Consider the following 23,327-nt stretch of genomic DNA (forward strand, 5'->3'; position numbering starts at 1 on the left):
GATTGGCTCCCGTACGGGAGTTGGCGCCGCCCGGCGAAGCGCAGGAGCTTAGCCGGGCGGCGCCCTGCTGTCCGCAACATCCGTCAAAACACCTGCGCCCAATGAGGTGTGAGCTTTCACACGCAACACGGAATTGCCTTGCGGCGTCCGCGTCCGGCAAAGTCTTGCTTCCGTCAGGCCCCGCATACGGCACCCGTGCACCCTCGATCCCGTCGAGCGCACACGCACCACCGCACAACTCCACAGACGTCGCCGTATGCCGCCCACAGCACCACGGGCCCGTGTCTTCTGTGACCGGTACGACGAAGACCAGCGCCGGGGGCACGATTTCGCCCGCGAGGTCACCGTTGCGGGCGATGCTGGAAGGAAACCGTGTGAGCCGGATCTCGGTCCGGGGATTCGCGGTGGCATCTGCCACTGCGGTCACCACCGTCGGCGCCGTCGTCGGCGTTGCCACGGGCAACGCCGCCCAGGCCACCTCGGACGACAACTTCGAGGCCACCGCGGCCGACAGCACGCTGCTGGCGGACATCCCCGCGGGCGCGCAGGCCCAGGTCCAGGTCGCCTCCCTCGCGGAGCAGGCCGACGTCCAGGCCGCCGCCGCGGACGCCACCGCGCGCAAGAGCGTCGAGGAGGCCGCCCGCGTCAAGGCCGCCGAGGACGCCGAGGCGAAGAAGAAGGCCGCCGACGAGAAGGCCGAGCAGGAGAAGAAGGAGCGCGAGGAGCGGGAGGCCCGCGCGAAGGCGGAGGCCGAGCGCGCCAGCCGCGACGCCGTCCGCGACGCGTCCAGCTTCGCCGCCCAGGGCTCGTACACCGTCTCCGAGGTCAAGGCGATCGCCCGCCAGATGGTCCCGGCCTCGCAGTTCCAGTGCTTCAGCAACATCGTGGACCACGAGTCCACCTGGAACTACCGCGCGCAGAACCCTTCCTCCGGCGCCTACGGCCTCGTCCAGGCCCTGCCGGGCTCCAAGATGTCCTCGGCCGGCGCCGACTGGCAGACCAACCCCGCCACCCAGATCAAGTGGGGTCTCAGCTACATGAACGACCGCTACGGCAGCCCGTGCGGCGCCTGGTCGTTCTGGCAGGCCAACCGCTGGTACTAGACCGGCACTCGCTCAACCCCGGGGAGCCCCGCACCGTCCTACGGTGCGGGGCTTCCTGCGTGTAGGTTGCCAGGGACCGAACGGGGGGAAGAGGAACGAGATGTCGAGACTGCCAGGATGGCTGAACCGACTGGGCGAGGGCATCGGCCGGGTGGGAGCCGCGCTGGACGCCCGGCGCGCCGAGACGGCCGAGGACCAGGAGCACCACGGACCGGCCGGACGCGCGGGATCCGGCGGACCGGACGACGGGCAGGCGCCGCCGGCTCCCGGACGCGCGCCGGCCGGGGAGAAACCTTCCGGTGAAGCCGCCGAGCCGGCGGCCGCCGGGGACGTCGCCGTCGCCGTGACCGAGGGACGCACCGTGCCCGCGCCGCCGGCGTACGCCCCCGCCGTCCCCGCCCGCCCCGACCCGGTCTCCGCCATCCCGTGGGGACTGCGGGTCGCCGGCGAGGCCGGCTGGCGGCTGCTCGTGCTCGCCGGGACCGTCTGGGTCCTCATGCGGGTCATCAGCTCCGTCCAGCTCGTCGTCCTCGCCTTCGTCGCCGCCCTCCTGGTCACCGCACTGCTCCAGCCCACCGTGGCCCGGCTGCGCACCATGGGCGTGCCGCGCGGGCTCGCCACCGCCATCACCGCCATCTCCGGCTTCGTCGTGATGGGACTGGTCGGCTGGTTCGTGGTGTGGCAGGTGATGGACAACATCGACAACCTCACCGACCGGGTCAGGGACGGCATCGAGGAGCTCAAGCGCTGGCTCCTCGACAGCCCCTTCCACGTGACCGAGCGCCAGATCAACGACATCGCGAAGAACCTCAGCGACACCATCGGCGCCAACGCCGAGCAGATCACCTCCGCCGGACTCCAGGGCGTGACCGTGATCGTCGAGACCATGACCGGCATCCTGCTCGCGATGTTCTCCACCCTCTTCCTGCTCTACGACGGGAAGAAGGTCTGGGAGTGGACGCTGAAGCTCGTCCCCGCGCAGGCGCGGCCCGGGGTCGCCGGCGCCGGTCCGCGCGCCTGGCGCACCCTCACCGCCTATGTGCGCGGCACCGTCCTGGTCGCCCTCATCGACGCGGTCTTCATCGGCCTCGGCCTGTACTTCCTCGACGTGCCGATGGCGGTCCCGCTCGCCGTCTTCATCTTCCTCTTCGCCTTCATCCCGCTCGTCGGCGCCGTCATCTCCGGCGCCCTCGCCTGCCTGGTCGCCCTCGTCACCAACGGCGTGTTCACCGCGCTGATGGTGCTCGTCGTCGTCCTCGCCGTGCAGCAGATCGAGGGCCACGTCCTCCAGCCGTTCATCCTCGGCCGGGCCGTCCGCGTCCACCCGCTCGCCGTGGTCCTCTCGGTCGCGGCGGGCGGGCTGACCGCCGGCATCGGCGGCGCCGTCGTCGCCGTCCCGCTCGTCGCGGTCGCCAACACCGTCGTCGGCTACCTGAAGGCGTGGAGTCAGGAGCCGGCGCTGCTCACCGCCGCCGAGCCGCGCGGCGCCACCGCCTTCGAGGTGGCGCCGACCCCGGCGCCCGGTTCGCCCGAGCGGAAGGGCAAGGCGTGATATCCGAACCCGAACTGGAAGGCGGCGCCCCCTTCGAGACGGCCGAGGTGCTGACCGAGGAGCGCCCGCCGCGCCCACCGCGCCCGCCCCGGGCCCGCCGGCCCTGGCTGTGGGCGCTCGGCGGCGCGGTGGCCGCCTCGGCGGTGTGGGGCGCGGGGCTCTACGCGTACGGGCAGCGGGCCGAGCCGGGTCCCGACCTGGGCGGCTACCGGGCGGTCGACGACCTGTGCGCGCGGGCCGAGCTGAAGGGGATGGCCGCCGTCCTCGGCAAGCGCGGCACCGCCGGAGCCGGCCCCGAGCTGGACGACCCGGCGATGAGGCAGAGCACCTGCACGGTCAACTTCGGCGAGGGCGACCGGGAGCAGAGCGTGAACGTCCGGTACACCCTGCACCGGGTGACCGATCCGGGGCCCGAGTTCGCGGCCGTGGCGGAGGAATTCGGTCTGACGGAGCCGATCGGCGGCGTCGGGGAGCAGGCGTTCTTCAGCGACCGGGCCGAGGACGGCGGGATGCTGCGGGTGCTCGACGGCCAGGCCGTCCTGGAGCTGGAGGCGTCCCGGACGTACTACGAGACGGAGGACGGCGAGCTCGTCCAGCAGGGCGCGCCCGACCTCTCCGGCTCCGACGTGCCGCTGACCCAGGACGCGCTCGCCCTGATGGCCGCGCTCAAGAAGTAGCCGCGGGGAAGAACGGAAGGGCCCCGGAGCGAGTGCTCCGGGGCCCCTCCCGTACGTACGGAGTACGGAGTCCGAGTCCTACTCGGCGAGGACGGCCTCCGCGTCCAGGGTGACGGCGACCGCCTGGATCACCGCGGCGATCTTGAACGCCTCCTGGATCGTCTCGCGGTCGACGCCGGCCTTGCGCAGGACCTGCTCGTGCGAGTCCAGGCACTGGCCGCAGCCGTTGATCGCGGAGACGGCGAGCGACCAGAGCTCGAAGTCGACCTTCTCGACGCCCGGGTTGCCGATGACGTTCATCCGCAGACCGGCCCGCATCGTCCCGTACTCGGGGTCCGACAGCAGGTGCCGGGTCCGGTAGAAGACGTTGTTCATCGCCATGATGGCGGCGGCGGACTTGGCGGCCTGGTACGCCTCGGGCTTCAGGTTCGACTGGGCCTCGGGCTCCAGCTCCTTCAGCACCTTCGGCGAGCGCGAGGCGATCGCGCAGGCGAGGACGGTGCCCCACAGCTGCTGCTGCGGGAGCTCGCTGTTGCCGATGACCGAGCCGAGGTTCAGCTTCAGGTCCTTGGCGAAGTCCGGTATGGCGGCCTTCAGCTCATCGAGGGCCATGCTCACTCACCGGCCAGGAGCTTGCCGGCGTCGAGGGTGTCCTCGCCCTTGGTCCAGTTGCAGGGGCAGAGCTCGTCGGTCTGCAGGGCGTCGAGGACCCGCAGGACCTCCTTGGGGTTACGGCCCACGGAACCGGCGGTCACCATGGTGAACTGGATCTCGTTGTTCGGGTCCACGATGAAGACGGCACGCTGGGCGAAGCCGTCCTCGCCGCGCACGCCGCAGTCGCTCATGAGCTCGTGCTTCGAGTCGGCGAGCATCGGGAAGGGCAGGTCACGCAGGTCGGCGTGGTCCTTGCGCCAGGCGTGGTGGACGAACTCGGAGTCGCCGGAGACGCCGAGGATCTGGGCGTCACGGTCGGCGAACTCGTCGTTCAGCTTGCCGAACGCGGCGATCTCGGTCGGGCAGACGAAGGTGAAGTCCTTCGGCCAGAAGAACACCACGCGCCACTTGCCCTCGTAGGACTTGTGGTCGATCTGCGCGAACTCCTTGCCGCTCTCCAGCGACACGCAGGCGGTCAGGTCGTAGGTGGGGAACTGGTCACCGACAGTGAGCACGCGCTCTCCTTGCAGAGTCGGAAGCATCCCTTTTGAGGGCTTCCGTGAGGGGTTGGACGTCTCACATACTGGCACGGAGTGCATTGATCAGTGAAATAGCTAGAGTGGGTCGTGTTGATCGAAGGTGGTTATCAGTGGTTCCCGTCCGGCGCGTGAAACAACCCAGTCTGTCCCAGCTCAGAGCCTTCGCGGCGGTCGCGGAGCACCTGCACTTCCGGGACGCCGCGGCGGCGATCGGGATGAGCCAGCCGGCTCTTTCGGGCGCGGTTTCGGCACTCGAAGAGGCACTCGGTGTCCAGCTGCTGGAGCGTACGACACGGAGAGTGCTGCTCTCGCCCGCCGGGGAACGGCTCGCGGCGCGCACCGGCGCGGTGCTCGACGCGGTGGGGGAGCTGATGGAGGAGGCGGAGGCCGCGCAGGCGCCGTTCACCGGGGTGCTGCGCCTCGGCGTGATCCCGACGGTCGCGCCCTATCTGCTGCCGACCGTGCTGCGGCTCGTCCACACCCGCTACCCGGAGCTCGACCTCCAGGTCCACGAGGAGCAGACCTCGTCCCTCCTGGAGGGGCTCGCCGCGGGCCGGCTCGACCTGCTGCTCCTCGCCGTGCCCCTCGGGGTGCCCGGGGTCGTCGAACTCCCGCTGTTCGACGAGGACTTCGTCCTGGTCGCGGCCGAGGGGCATCCGCTGGCCGGGCGGGACGACATCCCGCGCGAGGCCCTCAGGGGGCTGCGGCTGCTCCTCCTCGACGAGGGGCACTGCCTGCGCGACCAGGCCCTCGACATCTGCCGCGAGGCCGGGCGGGAGGACGGCGCCGAGGTCACCACCACCGCGGCCGGACTGTCGACCCTGGTCCAGCTGGTCGCCGGCGGGCTCGGCGTGACGCTGCTGCCGAGCACCGCCGTCACCGTCGAGACCGCCCGCAACACCGCCCTGAGCACCGGCTCCTTCGCCTCCCCCGCGCCCACCCGGCGGGTCGCCCTCGCGATGCGGGCCGGCGCGGCCCGCCACTCCGAGTTCGAGGAGCTGGCCGGGGCGCTGCGCGAGGAGCTGGCGGCGCTGCCGGTACGGGTGCTGGGCGCGGGTTCCTGAGACGCGGGGCGCGGGTTTCTGAGACGCGGGGGCGCGGGCTCCCGAAACCCCCCGGTATCGGGAACCCGCGCCCTTTCCCCCGTACATCCGCCCGACGGATTACTCGGTGCGCAGGCCGTCCGCGCGCATCAGCCGCCACAGCGGCGGCAGGCTCAGCAGCGTCACGGTCGCGATCAGCCCGAGACCGATCCCGACGACGGGCAGGAACGCCCACCAGTCCCGCACCTGCTGGCCCCCGAGGCGCAGCAGCACGATCCCGAGGGCGAGGCCGCCCGCCACGGCGAGGGCGAGCCCGAGGAGGATCGGCACCGCCGTCTGCCACAGCACCGACCAGCTCAGGGTCGAGCGGCGGGTGCCGAAGGCGACGAGCGAGGACAGCAGCCGCTTGCGGTCGCGCAGCTGCTCCAGGGTCGAGACCAGCAGCGACGCCGCCACCAGGAGCATCGTCAGGGTGGAGCCGACGAGGATGCCGGTGCGGACGCTGGAGAAGGCCGCGTCGCGCTCGGTGTCCTTCAGGTCGCGGACGTAGGACGCCGGGTCGATGTCCGAGGCCGTGTTCCGCACGGACTCGGCGGCGTCGGGCACGGACGGGTCGAGCCGGACCATGACCTGCGCCTCGGGGGTGTCGAGGACGGCGGTGCCGATCGCCGACGGGGTGGCGAGCACGCCGTACTCGTACATGCCCGTCGGGGACGGGCGGGAGTCGACGACCCGGGCGTCGGCGGGGATCCGCCACGACGCCGGGGCGCCGGCGGGGCGCTTCGGCTCGTCCGGGTGGGGGTGCGGGTCGCGCAGGGCGACCGTGGCGCCGGGCCGGGCGGCCCGGGTGACGTGGGAGTCGTCCGGGCCGCCCTGCGCGCCGTGCGCGAGGAAGACGAAGACGTCGCCGTCCGCGCAGGACGGCAGGGTGGCGAACTCGCGGAGGGAGGCGCAGTCGCCGACCCGGAGCGAGGCCATGGGGGCGAACTCCTCGCCCTTGCCGAGCGGTCCCGGCCGCCAGACGTTCGACTCGACCGTGCCGATCACGCCGGCGACGCCCTCGGTCCGCGCGACGCGGTCGATCACCCCGCGGGCCTCGGCGGCGGTCTCCGCGTCGGTGCCGAAGACGATCTGGGCGCGGGACGAGTCCTCGCCGGTGAGCTGGGTGAAGTCGCTCTCCATCGCCTGGAAGAGCATCTGGAGCGCGATCGCCCCGGTGGCCGCGACCACGATGCCGCTGACCGCGCGGGCCGCCGTGCCGGAGCTCAGCTGGAGCCTGCGGACCGCGAGCTGCCAGGCCACCGGGCCGGTGCCCAGCCGTTTGACGCCCGCCTCGACGAGCCACGGCAGGAGCGTGGTGAGGCCGATCAGGGCCAGCGTGGTGCCGGTGACGACGCCCACGGTGTCGATGTCGGTCTGGGTTGCCTCGACGTCGCCCATGAGCGGGAGGAGGAAGGCCGCGCCGGCCGCGAGGAGCAGCAGCCGCCACCACAGCCGGCGGCGGCGCGGGGTGGAGACGCGGACGACGCCGAGCGGCTCGACCACCACGCTCCGCATGGCGGCGAGGGTGACCACGACCGAGGCGACCGGGACGACGGCGAGGACGAGCGCGGCGACCGAGGGCATCGGCACGACGTCGGCCGGGTAGGCGTTGACGTCCCAGATGGTGAAGGTGCCCGCGAACTGCCGTCCGGCGGCGAAGAGTCCGAGGCCCGCGAGCAGGCCGAGCAGCGCGCCCGCCAGGGACTCGCCGGCCGCGATCCGCCGGGTCGTGGCGGTGTCGGCGCCGATCAGCCGGAGCGCGGCGAGCCGACGGTCCCGCTGCTCGCCGCCGAAGCGGACGGAGGTCGCGACGAAGACGAGCACCGGGAGGAGCAGGACGACGCAGGCGACGACGACGAGGAGGATGAGGAACGCGTTCATCGGCTCCTCGGGCACCGACCAGCCGTAGCGGACGCCGCGCCCGTCGAGGTTCTCCTCGTCCAGGAAGTCGGCGTGGGCGACGTACCGCAGTTCGGCCGGGCCGATGAGGCCGGCCTCGCCGATCGTCCCGGCGACCCGGTAGGGCAGCCGTTCCCTGAGGAGGGCGCCGTCGGGGGAGTCGAGCAGTTCGCCGAGCGCGGGGGAGACCAGCATCTCGCCGGCCTTCGGGAAGGCTTCGGCGCCCGGCGGGACCGGAGGCGCGTCGCCCTCGGGGCGCAGCAGCAGTCCGCTGATGACGTCGTCGCGGTAGACGGTGTTCCGCGAGAGGTGGAGGAAGGTGTCGGGCCGGGGCGCGGTGATCTGTTCGCTGCCGTCGACGGCGCGGACCGACTCCCGGACCTCCCGCTGGAAGAGCATGTTCGGGAAGGAGGCGGCGAGCAGCAGCAGCGCCACGCCGAAGCCGACGCCGGCCGCGGTGAGCAGCGTGCGGAGGACTCCCGAGCGGCCGCCGGTGACGGCGAATCGGGCGCCGAGGGCGAGGTCGCGGGCCCAGAGCCGGGGGCTCACGCGGCCCACTCCGTGGACCGGACCACGCCGTCGCGGACGACGACCTCGCGGTCGGACCAGGCGGCGACGCGGGCCTCGTGGGTGACGAGGACGACGGCGGCGCCGGTGTCCCGGGAGGCGTCGGTGAGCAGCCGCATCACCCGCTCGCCGTTGAGGGAGTCGAGGGCGCCGGTCGGTTCGTCGGCGAAGATCACGCGCGGGGCGGTGACGAGGGCGCGGGCGACGGCGACCCGCTGGCCCTGGCCGCCGGATATCTCGCCGGGGCGCTTGGCCGCGGTGTCGTCGACCTCCAGACGGGCGAGCCATTCGGCGGCGCGGGCCTCGGCGGCCTTGCGCTTCTCGCCGTTCAGGCGGAGCGGCAGGGCGACGTTCTCCACGCAGCTGAGCTCGGGGACGAGCCGGCCGAACTGGAAGACGAAGCCGAAGTCGGTGCGGCGCAGGGCGCTGCGGGCGCCGTCGGAGAGGGCGGTGAGGTCGCGTCCGTCGTAGGTGAGGGTGCCCGCGTCGGGGCGGACGATGCCCGCGAGGCAGTGCAGGAGGGTGGACTTGCCGGAGCCGGAGGGGCCCATGACGGCGACGACCTCGCCGGCGCGCAGGGCGAAGTCCGCCCCGGAGAGCGCGGCGGTGGGGCCGTACGCCTTGGTCAGGCCCTCGGCGCGGAGGAGGGTCATCGGCCGACCTCCTCGGCGAGCCGGTCGAGGCGGGCCGCGGTGAGTTCGAGCCAGCGCAGGTCGGCCTCCAGGTGGAAGAGGGCGTGGTCGCAGATGAGCTGGTCGGCGAGGTCGCCGTCCTTCTTGCGGCGGGTGAGCTCGCGCATCAGGCGCAGGTGTTCGGCGCGCTGGGTGTCGAGCAGCTCGGCGGCCCCGCGGCCGGTCATCAGGGCGAGGACGACCTTGGTGTAGAGCGTGGACTGGAGGTACGGCTCCGGCTTCTCGGGGGTCGCGAGCCAGGTGGCGACGTCGGTGATGCCGGCGTCGGTGATCGCGTACCGCTTGCGCTCGGGGCCGCCGCCGGCCTCGACGCCGTCGACGACGACGAGGCCGTTCTTCAGGAGGCGGGACATCGTCGAGTAGACCTGGCCGTAGTGGAGCGGCCGGTCGTGGCCGAACCGCTCGTCGAAGGCGCGCTTGAGGTCGTAGCCGTGGCGCGGACCCGATTCGAGGAGGCCGAGGAGGGTGTGACCGATGGACATGGCGTCACTGTACACCGGGTGTATACGCACGATGTATAGCCGCACCCGGATGGGGCGGCGGTGGATGTGCGGGAAAGCGGAACCAATCCTTCACGCAACCATCACCTCCGCTCGGACGTCGGTTCCCCTGGAGGTGGGTGCTGATTCTCACGTCCTGAAAAGGCGTGATCGGTTGCCCTATGTCCGCAGTGTCGGTGTTAGCTTGCTGAGCTGATCCGGCGCGTCGGACGACCGGGGGCGGCGGGACACACGACGAGCGGAGCGACACACGACATGGGCCGACCGGACGCGAAGGCGAAGAAACGGGGCATACGCCGCCTCTTCACCTGGAAGAAGCTGCTGGGCACCTTCCTCCTGCTCTGCCTGATCGGTATCGGCGGCCTCTACACCGTCTACCTGCTGGTCCCCGTGCCCACGGCCAACGCCGAGGCGACCATGCAGAGCAACATCTACAAGTACTCCAACGGCAAGATCCTCGCCCGCACCGGCGAGATCAACCGCGAGATCGTGGGCCTGGAGAAGATCCCGCTCCCCGTCCAGCGGGCCTTCGTCGCCGCCGAGAACAAGACCTTCTACAAGGACAACGGCGTCGACATCAAGGGCACCACCCGCGCCGCCTGGAACACCCTCACCGGCAAGGGCAAGCAGGGCGGCTCCACGATCACCCAGCAGTACGTCAAGAACTTCTACCTGAGCCAGGACCAGACGGCGACCCGCAAGCTCAAGGAAATGGTCATCGCCATCAAGGTCGACGAGGAGATGTCCAAGTCCGACATCCTCGCCGGGTACATGAACACCAGCTACTACGGCCGCTCCGCCTACGGCATCCAGGCCGCCGCCCGCTCGTACTACGGCACCGACGCCTCCCGGCTCACCACCGCCCAGGGCGCCTACCTCGCCTCGCTGCTCCAGGCCCCCAACCAGTACGACTGGACCTCCGCCAACGCCACCGGCCGCAAGCTCGTCGAGGAGCGCTGGAACTACGTCCTCGACAACATGGTCGAGATGGGCTGGCTGCCCGCCGCCGAGCGCGCCGGCCTGAAGTTCCCCGTCCCGCAGGCGCCCAAGCCGCTCCCGGGCATGGAGGGCCAGACCGGCTACATCGTCGAGGCCGCCAACCAGGAGCTGATGCGCCAGGGCGTCAGCGAGGAGGACATCAAGGCCGGCGGCTGGACCATCACCCTGAACATCGACGAGGGCAAGCAGAAGGACCTCGTCGCCGCGGTCGACAAGGAGCTGGAGGCCAAGCTCGACCGCAAGGGCGACAAGAAGGCCGCCACCGTCCAGGCCGGCGCCACCTCCGTCGACCCGAAGACCGGCGCGGTCGTCGCGATGTACGGCGGCGTCGGCGCCACCGAGCACTGGATGTCCAACGCCACCCGGCGCGACTTCCAGCCCGCCTCCACCTTCAAGCCGATCGTCCTCGCCTCCGCCCTCGACAACGAGGCGACCACCCAGGACGGCCGCGAGATCGGCCTCGGCACCGTCTACGACGGCGACAGCAAGCGCCCCGTCGTCGGCAGCGAGATCCCCTACGCCCCCGAGAACGAGGACGACCGCTCGTACGGCCCCGTCTCCGTGCAGCGGGCCACCGACAAGTCCATCAACTCGGTCTACGCCCAGATGATCGTCGACGTCGGCGCCGAGAAGACCAAGAAGACCGCCCTCGGCCTCGGCCTGAAGGACGGCCAGGACTTCGACCCCACCCCCGCCATGGCACTCGGCACCATGGGCGCCTCCACCCTCGACATGGCCGGCGCCTACGCCACCCTCGACAACCACGGCGCGAAGGTCACCCCGACCCTCGTCAAGGCCGCCCAGCACCGCGACCGCCAGGTCGAGACGGTGAGGCAGACCGGCGAGCAGGTCATCAGCCGCCGGGCCGCCGACACCGTCACCAAGGCCATGCACAGCGTCGTCGAGAACGGCTCCGGCTACCGCGCCGCCGGCGACTACGAGGCCGCCGGCAAGACCGGCACCTCCGAGAACAACCGCTCCGCCTGGTTCGTCGGCTACACCCCCGAACTGGTCACCGCCGTCGCCCTCTTCGGCGAGGACACCTCCGGCAAGATCGCCGAACAGGTCACCCTCACCGACACCGTCGATCCCGGCCGCCGCGCCAACGGCGGCGGCGTCCCGGCCAAGATCTGGGGCGCGTACACCGAGCGCGCCCTGAACGGCGGCTCCGACGCCGAGTTCGACCTGGAGACCGACGGCGGCTGGGACGGCGGCGGCCGGCTGCCCACCGGGACGGGCTCGCCCACCCCGACCGAGGAGCCCACCGAGGAGCCGACGGAGACCGCCACGACCCCGCCGGCCCGCACCCCCACCGCGCCGACCACGCCGCCCACCACGCCGCCGACGACCCGGCCGACGCCCACTCAGGACGCCACCACCACCCCGCCGGTCCCGACCGGCGAACCCACCGGGGAGCCGACCACCACGGCGACGGTCCAGCCGCCCGACCCCGACCTCCCGGGCGGTGACGAGGGCGCCGTCCTGCCCGACCGCACCACCCAGCAGCCCCGCTGACCCCCTTCCGTACGCGACGTCCCGTACGCGACGAAGGCCGGCCCCCGCCAGGGGACCGGCCTTCGTCGCGTAGGCGGTCAGACGCGCGTCGACAGCTCGAACCAGACGACCTTGCCGCCCGACAGACGGGTCGCCCCCCACCGCCGCGCCAGCCGGTTCACCAGGAACAGGCCGCGCCCGCCCTCGTCCGTCTCGCGGGCGCGCCGCTGCCGGGGCAGCTGCGGGGAGTCGTCGCCGACCTCGCAGCGCAGCACGTCCGTCCGCAGCAGCCGCAGGGTCACCGGCCGCTCCGCGTACCGCACCGCGTTCGTCACCACCTCGCTGATCAGCAGCTCCACCGAGTCCGTGAGCTCCTCCAGGTCCCAGCGGGCGAGCGCCCGGCGGGCCAGCCGGCGGGCCCGGCCCGGGGCCGCGTCCTCCGGATCCAGGAACCAGTACGCCACGTCGCTCGGCGCGATCCCGTCGAAGCGGGCCGCGAGCAGCGCGATGTCGTCGTCCCGGTCGCCCGGACCCAGCATGTCCAGCACGTCGTCGCAGAGCGCCTCCAGGGGCGGTGCGTGGTCGGGCCCGGTCAGCTGGGCCGCCGCCGCGAGCCGCTCCCGCAGCTGCTCGATCCCGGTCCACACGTCCCGCAGCCGGGACTCCACCAGACCGTCCGTGTACAGCAGCAGCGTCGCACCGGCCGGGGCGTCCAGCTCGACCGCCTCGAAGTCCACGCCGCCGACGCCGATCGGGGCGCCCGCGGGCACCCGCAGCACCTCCGCGCGCCCGTCCAGGTGGAGCAGTATCGGCGGCGGATGGCCGGCGTTGGCGACCGTGATCCGGTGCGAGACCGGGTCGTAGACCGCGTACATGCAGGTCGCCATCCGGTTCTCGCCGAGCCGCTGGGCCTGCTCGTCGAGGTGGTGCAGCACCTCCTGCGGCGGCAGGTCGAGCCCGGCCAGGGTCTGCGCGGTGGTGCGCAGCTGGCCCATGATCGCGGCCGAGGTCATCGAGTGGCCCATGACGTCGCCGACGACCAGCGCGACCCTGCTGCCGGGCAGCGGGATCGCGTCGTACCAGTCGCCGCCCACCCGAGCCGTCTCGGCCGCCGGCAGGTAGCGGGAGGCGAGCTTGACGCCGGTCGGCTGCGGCAGCGAGTCCGGCAGCATGGTCCGCTGCAGCTCGTCCGCGATGTACGCCTCCCGGCCGTACAGCACCGCCTTGTCGATGCCGAGCGCGGTGTGGGTGGCCAGCTGGGCGCCGACGAGCAGGTCGTCCGGGTCGAAGGCGGGCTGCTCGGCGCGGCGCAGGAAGACGGCCGCGCCGATCACCCGGCGGCGGCCGCGCAGCGGCGCCAGTATCGCCCGCAGTCCGCGGGGCAGCGGATGCTCCGCGCCCAGGAGTTCGCCGAGCGCGGTCCGGGCGGCGGCGGAGTCGCCGAAGACCGGCCGGACCCCGCGGAGCACCTCGGCCAGGGAACTGCCGGAGCGCACCTCGCACAGCTCGGCCGCGGGCGTCGGGTCGGGATCGGGTACGAGGACGAGCTCGTCGCCCTCCAGGTCCGTTAACCGCAGCCGGTCGGTGCGGCGCAGCCGCAGCACGAAGGGCGCCACCGGGCGCTCGTCGCCGACCGGCAGCGGGTCGCGGAGGTAGACGAGGATCTCGTCGGAGAAGGCCGGCACGGTGGCGCGGCACAGGCCGAGGACGATCTCGTCGAGGTCGAGACCGCGGGCGATCCGCCGGGTCGCGGCGCCGACGAAGCGCAGCCGGTCGCCCTCGCGCCGCCCCGCCGGCTCCGCCCCCTTGGGGGAGACGGCGACGGCGACCGCGGGCGCCGAGGGCCCCGGCGCCGGAGCGGGCTCAGGGAGCTGCGGCGCGGGCTGCGCGGGGATGTCGGAGGGCAGGCCGGCGGGCGCGGCCTCCTGGCGAGGCCGCGTCTGTTCCTGGGGCCGGTCGGCCAGCGGCTGCCGGCCTTCGTGGGAGGTGGGATGCTCCGTCACGCGTGGGATTCCGTCCGTCCGGGCCGGTGGTGCGATGCACTCGCTCTTCTCGCCGATGCCGCGCCTCCGGCGGGGATAAACCCTCCGGCGGCGGTGTTCGCGGTGGATACGGACGATCCGCGGACCGCGGCAGGGGCGGGGGGAGTGCGACCCGGGCACAGCTCCGGCACTGCTCTCCCCCTCATCGATGACGTGCGGTGACGTGTGGTCAGTTGCTGCGCTGCGTTCGGTCGGTGACGTGGTGTCCGCCCGTTGTCGGCCGTGCGGAGGACGATCCTACGTTTCGACCCGGGGGGCGCGGCAAGGGTCTCATGGAGCGGTGTGCGCCGGGGTGCGATCCCAGTCCGCGGGCAGGACGGGGACGGTCCAGGAGGGGTCGGGCCGCCACTCCTCCCAGCCGTCCCGGAAGGGTGTTCCCCAGCTTTCGACCAGCCGTACGGCCGCGGCGCCGGCCTCCCGCACCCGGGAGGCCCCGGCCGGGTCCATGAGCCCGGCGCGCTGCGCCTGCTCGAACTCGTCCTCGTCCCGCCAGAGCCAGCTCTGGTCGGGGTAGACGGAGATGTCGAGGAAGTGGTCCTCGGAGTCGACGCCGCCGGCCCAGCGGCGGCGCGGCTCCTCCAGGTTGACGTACCAGCTGCGGAAGCGCCAGCCGCGCTCCCAGAAGAGCCAGACCGACCACGGGTCGCCGGGTCTCGCCAGCTTGAGGACCCCGCTGCCGGCCCAGCGGGCGCGCTCGGTGGTGCGGGGCGCGGTGTAGCGGGTGGCGAGCGGCTCGTCGTGGACGGAGGTGCCGTCGGCGAGCACCGGGCGGACGCACTCGGTGCCGGGCGCCATCCACACGGCGAGCAGTTCCGGCGTGTCCCGGACGACGGTCACCGGCCGGCAGATGTGCACCTCGTCGGTGCCCACGCCCCGGTAGCGCCAGAGGATGTGCTCCCCGGGCGCCCAGCGCTGGATGTCGTCCGAACCGTCCGCTCCTGTCATGCGCAGATCTTAGGGGCGCGCTCCCACCGGCGCTGCGGCACAGGTCACGGTTGAGTCATCCGGGAGCGGCCTCGGGTTCGCGCCGGGGACACCTCGGGGTCACGTCGGGGTCACGGCCGGGTCATGCGCAGGACGTCGAGGGCCTCGTCGAGCTGTTCGAGGGTGAGGTCGCCGCGGTCCACGTAGCCGGACTCCAGGACGACCTCGCGGATGGTCTTGCGCTCGGCCAGGGACCGCTTGGCGACCTTCGCGGCCTCCTCGTAGCCGATGTACTTGTTGAGCGGGGTGACGACGGAGGGGGAGGACTCGGCGTACTCGCGGGCGCGCTCGACGTTGGCGGTGACGCCGTCGACGGTGCGGTCGGCGAGCAGCCGGGAGGCGTTGGCCAGGAGTCGTACGGACTCCAGCAGGTTCTTGGCCATCACCGGGAGCATCACGTTGAGCTCGAAGTTCCCGGCCGCGCCGGCCACGGCGACGGTGGTGTCGTTGCCGGTGACCTGGGCGGCGACCATGAGGACCGCCTCGGGGATCACGGGGTTGACCTTGCCGGGCATGATCGAGGAGCCGGGCTGGAGGTCGGGCAGTTCGATCTCGGCCAGGCCGGTGCGGGGGCCGCTGGCCATCCAGCGCAGATCGTTGGCGATCTTGGTGAGGGAGACGGCGATGGTCCTGAGCTGGCCGGAGGTCTCCACCAGGCCGTCCCGGGCGCCCTGGGCCTCGAAGTGGTCGCGGGCCTCGGTGAAGGGCAGGCCGGTGGCGCGGGCGAGCTCGGCGATGACGGCGGCCGAGAAGCCGGGCGGGGTGTTGATGCCGGTGCCCACGGCGGTGCCGCCGAGGGGGAGTTCGGCGAGCCGGGGGAGGGCGGAGCGCAGCCGCTCGATCCCGTACCTGACCTGGGCCGCGTAGCCGCCGAACTCCTGGCCCAGGGTGACCGGGGTGGCGTCCATCAGATGCGTACGGCCCGACTTCACGACCGTCGCGAATTCGGCCGATTTTCGCTCCAGGGCGGCGGCCAGGTGGTCGAGCGCGGGGACGAGGTCGCGGGTGACGGCGGCGGTGGCGGCGATGTGGATGGAGGAGGGGAAGACGTCGTTGGACGACTGCGAGGCGTTGACGTGGTCGTTGGGGTGGACGGCCCGGTCGGCCGGCAGCCGCTCCCCGGCGAGGGTGGCGAGGACCTCGTTGGTGTTCATGTTGGAGGAGGTGCCGGAGCCCGTCTGGAAGACGTCCACCGGGAAGTGGTCGTCCCAGCGGCCCTCCGCGACCTCCGCGGCGGCGGCCGCGATGGCCTCGGCGCGGTCCCGGTCGATCACCCCGAGCTCGGCGTTGACGGTGGCGGCGGCGGCCTTGATCCGGGCCAGCGCCTCGATGTGGGCGCGCTCCAGGCGCTGTCCGGAGACCGGGAAGTTCTCCACCGCCCGCTGGGTCTGGGCCCGCCACTTGGCGTGCGCGGGGACCCGCACCTCGCCCATGGAGTCGTGCTCGATCCGGTATCCGCCGTCGTTCTTCGTGTCCTCAGTCATCACTCAACCTCCATAAAAAGATGAGCACTTGTCTTGTTCGATGTATTCCCAAGGCGCGTACCGGCCAGTAAAAACCGTGGGTAACCCCACTTCCAGGAGGCGCAGTGACGCGCACCAGGTACAGACTCCGGTGGCCCATCGCCGCCGTCGCCGCGGCGGCCGCCGCCCTCGGCTCCCTGACCGCCGCCCCCGCCGGAGCGGCCGACACCGGTACGGGGGCCGCCGTCGCCTCCGTACCCCTCTCGCCCGAGTTGGAGGCGATCCGGGCCGCCGAGGCCACGAAGATCTACGGCAGCCCCGAGGAACGCCCGCTCGACCAGCGCAGGACCGGCCTGATCTCGCTCGGCGACAGCGAGATCTCCGGCGAGGGCGTCGGGACCTACGAGTCACCCACCAACGGCCCCACCAACTGGTGCCACCGCTCGCCCGACGCGGCCATCCACCGCACCGGCATCGCCGCCGACCTGACCTTCAACGTCTCCTGCTCCGGCGCCTACACCGGCAACATCCGGATCGGCGGGAGCAAGCAGTACGCGGACGAGCTGGTCCAGAGCGACAACCTCGCCGTCAAGGCCCGCAACACCCGCATCAAGATGGTCCTCCTGGTCGCCGGCGCCAACGACGACCTCCAGTTCGGCCCCGTCATGACCGACTGCGTCACCCGCTACGTCCTGAGCCAGGGCACCTGCGAGCCCAAGTACGCCCCCGGCTGGCAGGCCCGCGTCGACGCCCTGGTCCCCAAGGTCGAGCAGACCGTCCGCGACCTGAAGACCGTCATGCGGGACGCCGGATACGCCGACGGCGACTACAAGCTCGTCGTGATGGGCTACCCCAGCCCCATCGGCCCGGACTTCCACGACAACCCGAACTTCCCCGGCAAGCTGGCCTGCGGCGGCATGGGCTACGACTCCGACACCAAGTGGGGCCGCAACACCGCCGTCCCCGCCTTCGAGCGCGGCATGCGCAAGGTGGCCGCCTCCACCGGCGCCGTCTACCTCGACAACTCCCGGCTCTTCCACGGCCACGAGGTCTGCATGGAGGACACCTGGGCCCGGGGCCTGTACATCGACCTCTCCAAGCCCGGCGGGATCGACGAGAACTCCACCCGCCAGTCCTTCCACCCCAACAAGAGCGGCCACGCCGCCTTCGCCTCCTGCCTGACCCAGCTCTACGGCTCCGGCCTGCGCGAGGCGAGCTGCGCCGACGTGAACTCCTCCGGCACCCCGACGCTCTTCCCGCTCGCCTGGGACGACGTCTACAAGCCGCTGCGGAACGCCGCGACCGGCAACTGCCTCGACGTGAACGCCTCCGAGTCCGCCAACGGCACCGCCGTCCTCGGCTGGGACTGCCACGGCGGCCGCAACCAGGGCTGGTGGTACGACTCCGCCCGCGCGACCCTCCACACCGAACTCACCCAGGACCGCTGCCTGGACGTGCCGGGCGCGGCCTACCAGGCCGGCAAGGCGCTCATCGTCTGGAACTGCTCCGGCGCCGCCAACCAGAAGTTCGTCCGCGACGGCGCCACGATCCGGCCCGCCGCCGCGACCGGCCTCTGCCTCGCGCAGGGCGCCGCGAAGGAGCCGGTGCGGCTCCAGACCTGCGACGGCTCGGCGAACCAGCGGTTCGCGTAGCCCGCGGGCCCGAGAACGCCGTGGCCCTCCGTCCGGTGCGGGACGGAGGGCCACGGCCCTGTCACGAGAGCTTGAGCGTCGACTTCGCCAGCTCGTACGCGGCGACCACCGCGTCCTCCTCGGCGTCGAGACCGCCGAGCTCCATGATGACGACCGCGCCCTTCGGGGTCGTCACCGCGAAGGAACGGCCGTCCCGCCAGTCCTCCTCCAGCTCGCTGTACACGGAGTAGCGGGCCTCCACGGCGGCCACCGCGCCCGCCTTCACGTCGGTGAGGACGAGCTCCTTGCTCTTGTCGTCCTCGACGAAGGCCTTCAGGGTGGAGCGGACCGGGCCCTTCGGCGCGGTCCACACCCGCAGGAAGCCGATGTCCGAGGTCCCCTCCGACTTCGCCTCGCAGACGATCGTGGCCGGACCCTGCTCCACGAGCGCCGCGAAGTCGGGGTCCTCGGGCTTCTCGACCGTCTCCGGCTCCCAGCCCTCCATGAGGGAGAAGGAGACGGGGAGCGCGCAGGCGGTGCCGGGACCGCCGACGGACACCACGGCCTCCGGGGAGGGCGCGGCCGTCGGCGACTTCGCCGCGGTCGGCGGGGCGGCGGCCGGCGCGTCCGGCTCCGGGGTCGTACCGCAGGCGGTCAGCAGGGCCGCCGCGAGCAGGGCGGTACGGAGAAGAGGGGCTTTTCCTGGCATGGCCCCATCATCCCCGACGGGGTGCGTCACCCGGACGGCGGCAGCACAATGTGAGGACGGCCCGAAGGGGGAAGATCCGCACCCCGCCAGGGAGGCAGTCCATGATCCGGAGCTTCAGGAGGATCGGCGCCCTCGGCGCCGCGACGGTCGCGGCCGTCACCTTCGCGGCCGCCGCACCGGTCGCCGCCGCACCCGCCGTGCCCGCGGACGGGTTCGAGTTCACCCTGTACGCCAAGGAGGTCCCCGCCGACGAGGACGAGACTCCCGACCTGTCACCGGAGGTCGGCGACTCCCTCGCCTTCGCCGAGGACCTCTCCCGCACCAAGGGCGGCGAGACCGTCGGCCGGGACGGCGTCGGCTGCACCGTGGTGCGCGGCGGGGAGACGGCGGACCTGCTGTGCGTCGGCACCTACGTCCTGAACGGCGGTCCCGGCGGCCAGCTCACCGGGCAGACGCTGCTCTCCGTCACCCCCGAGGACGAGGCCCCGGCCGCGTTCGACATCGCGGTCACCGGCGGCACCGGCGACTTCAAGGACGCCCGCGGCTGGATCCGCTCGACCCCGGACGGGGACTACTCCCGCCTGGAGTTCCACATCACCCGCTGACGGACGGGGTCAGGACAGCTTGCCGTAGTCCGGCAGCTTGAAGGCGCGCTCGGCGTGACCGCCGACGACGTCGGTCGTGTTGTTCCCGATGTTCGCGATGATCGTGTAGCCCTTGGCCTCGATCTCGGCGCGCTTCTCCGTCTTGTACGCGCTCACCTCGGCGAAGAGGTCGGGCAGCGAGCGCACGTACAGCCCGTCGACCGGGTAGCCGACCTGCTTGAGGTTCCACTCGGTGAGGGAGTGGATGATCCCCGGGCGCGCGGTCACGAAGAAGACCTTCACCCCGCGCGCGTGCGCGTCCCGGACCAGGGAGCGGATCTCGGGGATGGCCGGGGTCGGCAGCTCCCAGAACGGGTGGAAGTCCGTCTCCAGGGAGCTGTTGTCGATGTCGAGGACGATCGCCTGCTTCTCCGTGCCGGCGTCCTCGGCGCGCTCCTCGATGTACGGGCGGGCCTCGGCGACCACGGCGGCCACGTCCCGGCGCCAGGTCGTGTAGTCCACGCCCTCGATCGCGGCGGCGGAGGTGAGGTGGGTGTCGGGGTCGGCGGCGGAGGCGGCGGGCGCGGGCCCGACGACGAGCAGGGCCGTGAGGCCGAGGAGGCCGGTGGCGGTGGCCGCGGACCGGGCGGAGGGCTTGGTGGGCATGGGGGGCTCCCGAGTGGTCGACCGTCTCAGTGGTTGACATGCTCGCGACCCATACTGACCAGTAAGTGTCCGGCTGGCTACCAGTCGGTAGCGACTTTCGGAGCGGGATGTGACAGCGCCCCCGGTCCGTCCGCGCGGACCGGGGGCGCCGAAGTGCTACCCGGGGTTACGAAAGCTGGGAGCCCTGGCGCACCGGGATGTGGGTGAACGTCGGCTCCGGCGCCGGGTTCTGGAAGAAGTCGTTGCCCTTGTCGTCGACGACGACGAAGGCCGGGAAGTCCTCGACCTCGATCTTCCAGACGGCCTCCATGCCGTCCTCCTCGTTGTCCAGGACCTCGATCTTCTTGATGCAGTCCTGGGCGAGACGGGCGGCCGGGCCGCCGATGGAGCCGAGGTAGAAGCCGCCGTGCGTGCCGCACGCGTCGGTGACCTGCTGCGAGCGGTTGCCCTTGGCGAGCATCACCATCGAGCCGCCCGCCGCCTGGAACTGGTCCACGTACGAGTCCATGCGGCCGGCCGTCGTCGGGCCGAAGGAACCGGAGGCGTACCCCTCGGGGGTCTTCGCCGGGCCCGCGTAGTAGACCGGGTGGTCCTTCATGTACTGCGGCATGTCCTCGCCGGCGTCGAGCCGCGCCTTGATCCTGGCGTGCGCGATGTCGCGGGCGACGACCAGCGGGCCGGTGAGCGAGAGGCGGGTCTTGACCGGGTGCTTGGTCAGCTCGGCCAGGACCTCGTCCATCGGCCGGCTGAGGTCGATCTTCACGACGTCGCCGGCGTCCAGGTGGGTGTCCTCGGTCTCCGGCAGGAAGCGCGCCGGGTCCGTCTCCAGCTGCTCCAGGAAGACGCCCTCGGCGGTGATCTTCGCGACGGCCTGGCGGTCGGCCGAGCAGGAGACGGCGATCGCGACGGGCAGCGAGGCGCCGTGCCGGGGGAGGCGGACCACGCGCACGTCGTGGCAGAAGTACTTGCCGCCGAACTGCGCGCCGATGCCGATCTTCTGCGTCAGCTCGAAGACCTTCTCCTCCAGCTCCTTGTCCCGGAAGCCGTGGCCGGTGGCGGCGTCGCCCTCGGTCGGCAGCTCGTCCAGGTAGTGCGCGGAGGCGTACTTCGCGGTCTTCAGCGCGAACTCGGCGGAGGTGCCGCCGACCACGATCGCCAGGTGGTACGGCGGGCACGCGGCCGTGCCCAGCGAACGGATCTTCTCCTCCAGGAACTTCATCATGGACGCCTCGTTGAGGACGGCCTTCGTCTCCTGGTAGAGGAAGGACTTGTTGGCCGAGCCGCCGCCCTTGGCCATGAAGAGGAACTTGTACGCGCCGCCGTCGGTCGCGTACAGCTCGATCTGCGCGGGCAGGTTCGAGCCGGTGTTCTTCTCCTCCCACATGGTGACCGGGGCCATCTGCGAGTAGCGGAGGTTGAGCTTGGTGTACGCGTCGTAGATGCCCTTCGACAGGGCCTCCTCGTCGCGGCCCCGGGTGAGCACGTTCTGCCCGCGCTTGCCCATGACGATCGCGGTGCCGGTGTCCTGGCACATGGGGAGCACGCCGGCGGCGGCGATGTTCGCGTTCTTCAGGAGGTCGAGCGCGACGAACTTGTCGTTGCCCGACGCCTCCGGGTCGTCGATGATCTTCCGCAGCTGGGCCAGGTGGGCCGGGCGCAGGAAGTGCTGGATGTCGTGGATGGCCTCGGCGGCCAGCGTGCGCAGCGCCTCCGGCTCGACCTTGAGGAACGTACGGCCGTCGGCCTCGACGGTGGAGACGCCCTCGGCGGTCACCAGACGGTAGGGCGTGGTGTCCTCTCCCACGGGGAGCAGATCGGAGTACGCAAACTCTGGCATGACGGCAGCCATTCCTCACTCGGCAGACAGCAGCGCGCCGCCTCCGTTGGCGGCCGCGCCCTCCAGCGTAGAACGCGGGCGCGGCACCGATCCTGTGAGGTAAGGCTCACCCGGGGCCGGGAATGCGCCGAAGCGGAGTCTTCCGCCCCGGGGAGGCCCGCCGACAGGGTTCGCGCGAGGGTTCGCGCGGAGGGGCGATCCGTTCTCGGCATGTCCCGTCCCCTAGGGGAGAGATGGGGGACGGGATCCCTGGTCGCGATCTATCGCGTGTGCCAGGGTGGAGACGTGGACCTCGAAAAGCAGCCCGACCCCGCGCGGCGGCCGTCCGACCCCGCGCGGCCCCCCGCCGCCCCGGAAGCCCCCGCCGCCCCGACCGCGCCCGCGCCGCCCGCCGCGCCGGTGGCTCCCGCCGCGCCCGCGCCGCCCGTCGCGCCTGCTGCTCCCACCGCTCCCGCTCCGCCCGCGTACGCCGATCCTCAGGGGTCGCTGCGGGCCTCCGACGCCGACCGGGACCGGGTCGCGGACATCCTCGCGGACGCGCTCGCGCAGGGGCGGCTCGACGCGGAGGAGCACGCGGAGCGGGTCGAGGCGGTCTACCGTGCCAAGACCGTGGGCGAGCTGGAGCCGATCGTGCGGGACCTGCCGGCCGCCGACGGCGGACCGGCCGGCGCGCGGCCCGAGCCGGCCCCGGCCGCCTACGGCCCGGAGGACGCGGAGGGGAACGCGGACCAGCTGTTCGCCGTCTTCTCCAGCACCACCCGCAAGGGCCGCTGGCGGGTCGCCCGCCGCACCAACGCCTTCGCGATCTTCGGGAACGTGGAGATCGACCTGACGGAGGCGATCTTCACCCAGCCCCTCACCACCATCAACGCCACCTCGATCTTCGGGAACATCGAGGTCCGCGTCCCGGAGAACATCAGCCTGCGCGGCTCCGGCGCCGGCATCCTCGGGAACTTCGAGGTCACGACCCTGGAGGGGGTCGACCCGCAGGCGCCGCTGGTCGTCGTCAACGGCTACGCGGTGCTCGGGAACGTGGAGGCGAGACCCAAGCGGGGCAAGTGGGTCACCGACCTCCAGAACAAGGTCCGCAAGCACCTCGGGCACTGACGACCCACCGGGTATCGGCCAGGAAGTGACCGGAATACGTCGCCGGGGCTCCGGACTCCGGATGGGGAGGGCACGCAGTGCATAGGCGCGCGCACAGCGGGTAGGGCTGCTGCATCGCTGCTCGCTCGCGAAGCCGTCGTCAGGAGTAGACCGTGCTGCAACTGCCGCATCAGCCCCTCCAGGTAGCCCCCGTGCCGCCCCAGCGTGCCCCGGCGCGGCAGGACGAGGACGGCCCCTGGCACGCGGAGGCGGTGTGCCGCCGGGACGAGGCAGGACTCTTCTTCGCCCCCTCCAAGGAGCCGACCGCCGCGCGGCTGGCCCGCGAGGAGGCGGCCAAGCAGGTCTGCGCGCGCTGTCCCGTGATGGTCGACTGCCGCGAGCACGCGCTGCTCCAGCCGGAGCCGTACGGCGTCTGGGGCGGGCTCACCGCCGCCGAGCGCCGTGTGGTGCTGGCCCGGCGCCGCCGCCGCGAGGTCGAGCTGCGCAAGTCCGCCGCGGCCGAGCGCGTCGCCCAGGCCGGCTGACGGGCGGACCGCCGGGGCC

At 72.4% G+C, this 23,327-nt stretch carries 20 protein-coding genes; 9 read left to right on the top strand and 11 right to left on the bottom strand.

From position 1 onward, the window contains the following. Positions 1–374: 374 nt before the first annotated feature. The 3 genes from ABZ621_RS18820 (at position 375) to ABZ621_RS18830 (ending at position 3,332) form a co-directional block, all read left to right on the top strand. Entirely contained in the window at positions 375–1,103 is a 729-nt protein-coding gene (locus tag ABZ621_RS18820; RefSeq protein ID WP_360605821.1) for a transglycosylase SLT domain-containing protein, read from the top strand. Between the two features lie 100 nt (positions 1,104–1,203). After that, a complete protein-coding gene (locus tag ABZ621_RS18825; protein WP_360605823.1) occupies positions 1,204–2,655 on the top strand; it encodes an AI-2E family transporter in 1,452 nt (483 codons plus the stop codon). Continuing rightward, entirely contained in the window at positions 2,652–3,332 is a 681-nt protein-coding gene (locus ABZ621_RS18830) for a hypothetical protein (protein ID WP_360605825.1), read from the top strand. Before ABZ621_RS18825 ends, ABZ621_RS18830 begins: the two co-directional genes overlap by 4 nt. A 78-nt stretch (positions 3,333–3,410) precedes the next feature. On the opposite strand, the gene ABZ621_RS18835 is transcribed toward ABZ621_RS18830, so the two are convergent. Then, entirely contained in the window at positions 3,411–3,944 is a 534-nt protein-coding gene (locus ABZ621_RS18835; RefSeq protein ID WP_360605827.1) for an alkyl hydroperoxide reductase, read from the bottom strand. 2 nt (positions 3,945–3,946) lie between these two features. After that, positions 3,947–4,501, bottom strand: a complete 555-nt coding sequence (locus ABZ621_RS18840; RefSeq protein WP_189851474.1) for a peroxiredoxin — start codon at positions 4,499–4,501, stop codon at positions 3,947–3,949. Positions 4,502–4,653: 152 nt separating this feature from the next. Between ABZ621_RS18840 and ABZ621_RS18845 the strand changes: the two genes are divergently transcribed. Then, positions 4,654–5,589 (top strand): hydrogen peroxide-inducible genes activator, encoded by a 936-nt coding sequence (locus tag ABZ621_RS18845; protein WP_360605829.1) that lies wholly within the window; start codon positions 4,654–4,656, stop codon positions 5,587–5,589. Between the two features lie 99 nt (positions 5,590–5,688). Here ABZ621_RS18845 and ABZ621_RS18850 read toward each other — a convergent pair whose 3' ends face one another. Genes ABZ621_RS18850 through ABZ621_RS18860 form a run of 3 tightly spaced genes read right to left on the bottom strand, consistent with a single transcriptional unit; the run spans position 5,689 to position 9,250 of the window. Beyond that, positions 5,689–8,058: an FtsX-like permease family protein gene (locus ABZ621_RS18850; protein WP_360605831.1), complete on the bottom strand. Its 2,370-nt coding sequence runs from the start codon at positions 8,056–8,058 to the stop codon at positions 5,689–5,691. Next, a complete protein-coding gene (locus tag ABZ621_RS18855; RefSeq protein WP_360605833.1) occupies positions 8,055–8,729 on the bottom strand; it encodes an ABC transporter ATP-binding protein in 675 nt (224 codons plus the stop codon). The genes ABZ621_RS18850 and ABZ621_RS18855 overlap by 4 nt, the downstream gene beginning before the upstream one ends. Continuing rightward, the gene (locus ABZ621_RS18860) at positions 8,726–9,250 is read right to left on the bottom strand and encodes a PadR family transcriptional regulator (RefSeq protein ID WP_360605835.1); all 525 of its coding nucleotides are present in this window, start codon (positions 9,248–9,250) and stop codon (positions 8,726–8,728) included. Before ABZ621_RS18860 ends, ABZ621_RS18855 begins: the two co-directional genes overlap by 4 nt. Positions 9,251–9,523: 273 nt before the next feature. Here ABZ621_RS18860 and ABZ621_RS18865 point away from each other — a divergent pair, with 273 nt between their 5' ends. Continuing rightward, positions 9,524–11,782 carry a transglycosylase domain-containing protein gene (locus ABZ621_RS18865; protein ID WP_360605837.1) on the top strand — a complete coding sequence of 753 codons (2,259 nt, stop codon included), beginning with the start codon at positions 9,524–9,526 and terminating at the stop codon, positions 11,780–11,782. A 77-nt stretch (positions 11,783–11,859) separates the two neighbouring features. Here ABZ621_RS18865 and ABZ621_RS18870 read toward each other — a convergent pair whose 3' ends face one another. The 3 genes from ABZ621_RS18870 to ABZ621_RS18880 form a co-directional block, all read right to left on the bottom strand. Then, positions 11,860–13,764, bottom strand: a complete 1,905-nt coding sequence (locus ABZ621_RS18870; RefSeq protein WP_360605839.1) for an ATP-binding SpoIIE family protein phosphatase — start codon at positions 13,762–13,764, stop codon at positions 11,860–11,862. Between the two features lie 309 nt (positions 13,765–14,073). After that, positions 14,074–14,748 (bottom strand): DUF402 domain-containing protein, encoded by a 675-nt coding sequence (locus tag ABZ621_RS18875; protein WP_360605841.1) that lies wholly within the window; start codon positions 14,746–14,748, stop codon positions 14,074–14,076. A 110-nt stretch (positions 14,749–14,858) separates the two neighbouring features. After that, a complete protein-coding gene (locus tag ABZ621_RS18880) occupies positions 14,859–16,271 on the bottom strand; it encodes a class II fumarate hydratase (RefSeq protein ID WP_360605843.1) in 1,413 nt (470 codons plus the stop codon). Positions 16,272–16,375: 104 nt separating this feature from the next. Here ABZ621_RS18880 and ABZ621_RS18885 point away from each other — a divergent pair, with 104 nt between their 5' ends. Next, positions 16,376–17,902, top strand: coding sequence for a ricin-type beta-trefoil lectin domain protein (locus tag ABZ621_RS18885; RefSeq protein ID WP_360605845.1), 1,527 nt, complete (start codon positions 16,376–16,378; stop codon positions 17,900–17,902). 61 nt (positions 17,903–17,963) lie between these two features. On the opposite strand, the gene ABZ621_RS18890 is transcribed toward ABZ621_RS18885, so the two are convergent. Beyond that, a complete protein-coding gene (locus tag ABZ621_RS18890; RefSeq protein ID WP_360605847.1) occupies positions 17,964–18,590 on the bottom strand; it encodes a lipoprotein in 627 nt (208 codons plus the stop codon). Positions 18,591–18,691: 101 nt separating this feature from the next. Between ABZ621_RS18890 and ABZ621_RS18895 the strand changes: the two genes are divergently transcribed. Further along, positions 18,692–19,195 (top strand): hypothetical protein, encoded by a 504-nt coding sequence (locus tag ABZ621_RS18895; RefSeq protein WP_360605849.1) that lies wholly within the window; start codon positions 18,692–18,694, stop codon positions 19,193–19,195. A gap of 9 nt (positions 19,196–19,204) precedes the next feature. On the opposite strand, the gene ABZ621_RS18900 is transcribed toward ABZ621_RS18895, so the two are convergent. Together ABZ621_RS18900 and ABZ621_RS18905 are read right to left on the bottom strand one after the other, a co-directional pair. Beyond that, on the bottom strand, positions 19,205–19,840 hold the full coding sequence (locus tag ABZ621_RS18900; protein ID WP_360605851.1) for an HAD family acid phosphatase: 636 nt from the start codon (positions 19,838–19,840) through the stop codon (positions 19,205–19,207). A gap of 166 nt (positions 19,841–20,006) precedes the next feature. After that, on the bottom strand, positions 20,007–21,677 hold the full coding sequence (locus tag ABZ621_RS18905; RefSeq protein ID WP_360605853.1) for a fumarate hydratase: 1,671 nt from the start codon (positions 21,675–21,677) through the stop codon (positions 20,007–20,009). 399 nt (positions 21,678–22,076) lie between these two features. Here ABZ621_RS18905 and ABZ621_RS18910 point away from each other — a divergent pair, with 399 nt between their 5' ends. After that, complete coding sequence (locus ABZ621_RS18910; RefSeq protein WP_360606112.1) at positions 22,077–22,784, top strand: DUF1707 domain-containing protein; 708 nt, start codon at positions 22,077–22,079, stop codon at positions 22,782–22,784. A gap of 152 nt (positions 22,785–22,936) precedes the next feature. Beyond that, positions 22,937–23,308 carry a WhiB family transcriptional regulator gene (locus tag ABZ621_RS18915; RefSeq protein ID WP_360605855.1) on the top strand — a complete coding sequence of 124 codons (372 nt, stop codon included), beginning with the start codon at positions 22,937–22,939 and terminating at the stop codon, positions 23,306–23,308. The last annotated feature ends 19 nt before the right edge of the window (positions 23,309–23,327 follow it).

Source organism: Streptomyces sp. NPDC007863 (assembly GCF_040633895.1).
Taxonomy (GTDB): Bacteria; Actinomycetota; Actinomycetes; order Streptomycetales; family Streptomycetaceae; genus Streptomyces.

Coding starts and splice junctions, on each gene's coding strand:
- ABZ621_RS18825 (WP_360605823.1), top strand. CDS start 1,204: ATGTCGAGACTGCCAGGATGGCTGAACCGACTGGGCGAGGGCATCGGC.
- ABZ621_RS18835 (WP_360605827.1), bottom strand. CDS start 3,944: ATGGCCCTCGATGAGCTGAAGGCCGCCATACCGGACTTCGCCAAGGAC.
- ABZ621_RS18855 (WP_360605833.1), bottom strand. CDS start 8,729: ATGACCCTCCTCCGCGCCGAGGGCCTGACCAAGGCGTACGGCCCCACC.
- ABZ621_RS18860 (WP_360605835.1), bottom strand. CDS start 9,250: ATGTCCATCGGTCACACCCTCCTCGGCCTCCTCGAATCGGGTCCGCGC.
- ABZ621_RS18865 (WP_360605837.1), top strand. CDS start 9,524: ATGGGCCGACCGGACGCGAAGGCGAAGAAACGGGGCATACGCCGCCTC.
- ABZ621_RS18875 (WP_360605841.1), bottom strand. CDS start 14,748: ATGACAGGAGCGGACGGTTCGGACGACATCCAGCGCTGGGCGCCCGGG.
- ABZ621_RS18880 (WP_360605843.1), bottom strand. CDS start 16,271: ATGACTGAGGACACGAAGAACGACGGCGGATACCGGATCGAGCACGAC.
- ABZ621_RS18890 (WP_360605847.1), bottom strand. CDS start 18,590: ATGCCAGGAAAAGCCCCTCTTCTCCGTACCGCCCTGCTCGCGGCGGCC.
- ABZ621_RS18895 (WP_360605849.1), top strand. CDS start 18,692: ATGATCCGGAGCTTCAGGAGGATCGGCGCCCTCGGCGCCGCGACGGTC.
- ABZ621_RS18900 (WP_360605851.1), bottom strand. CDS start 19,840: ATGCCCACCAAGCCCTCCGCCCGGTCCGCGGCCACCGCCACCGGCCTC.
- ABZ621_RS18905 (WP_360605853.1), bottom strand. CDS start 21,677: ATGCCAGAGTTTGCGTACTCCGATCTGCTCCCCGTGGGAGAGGACACC.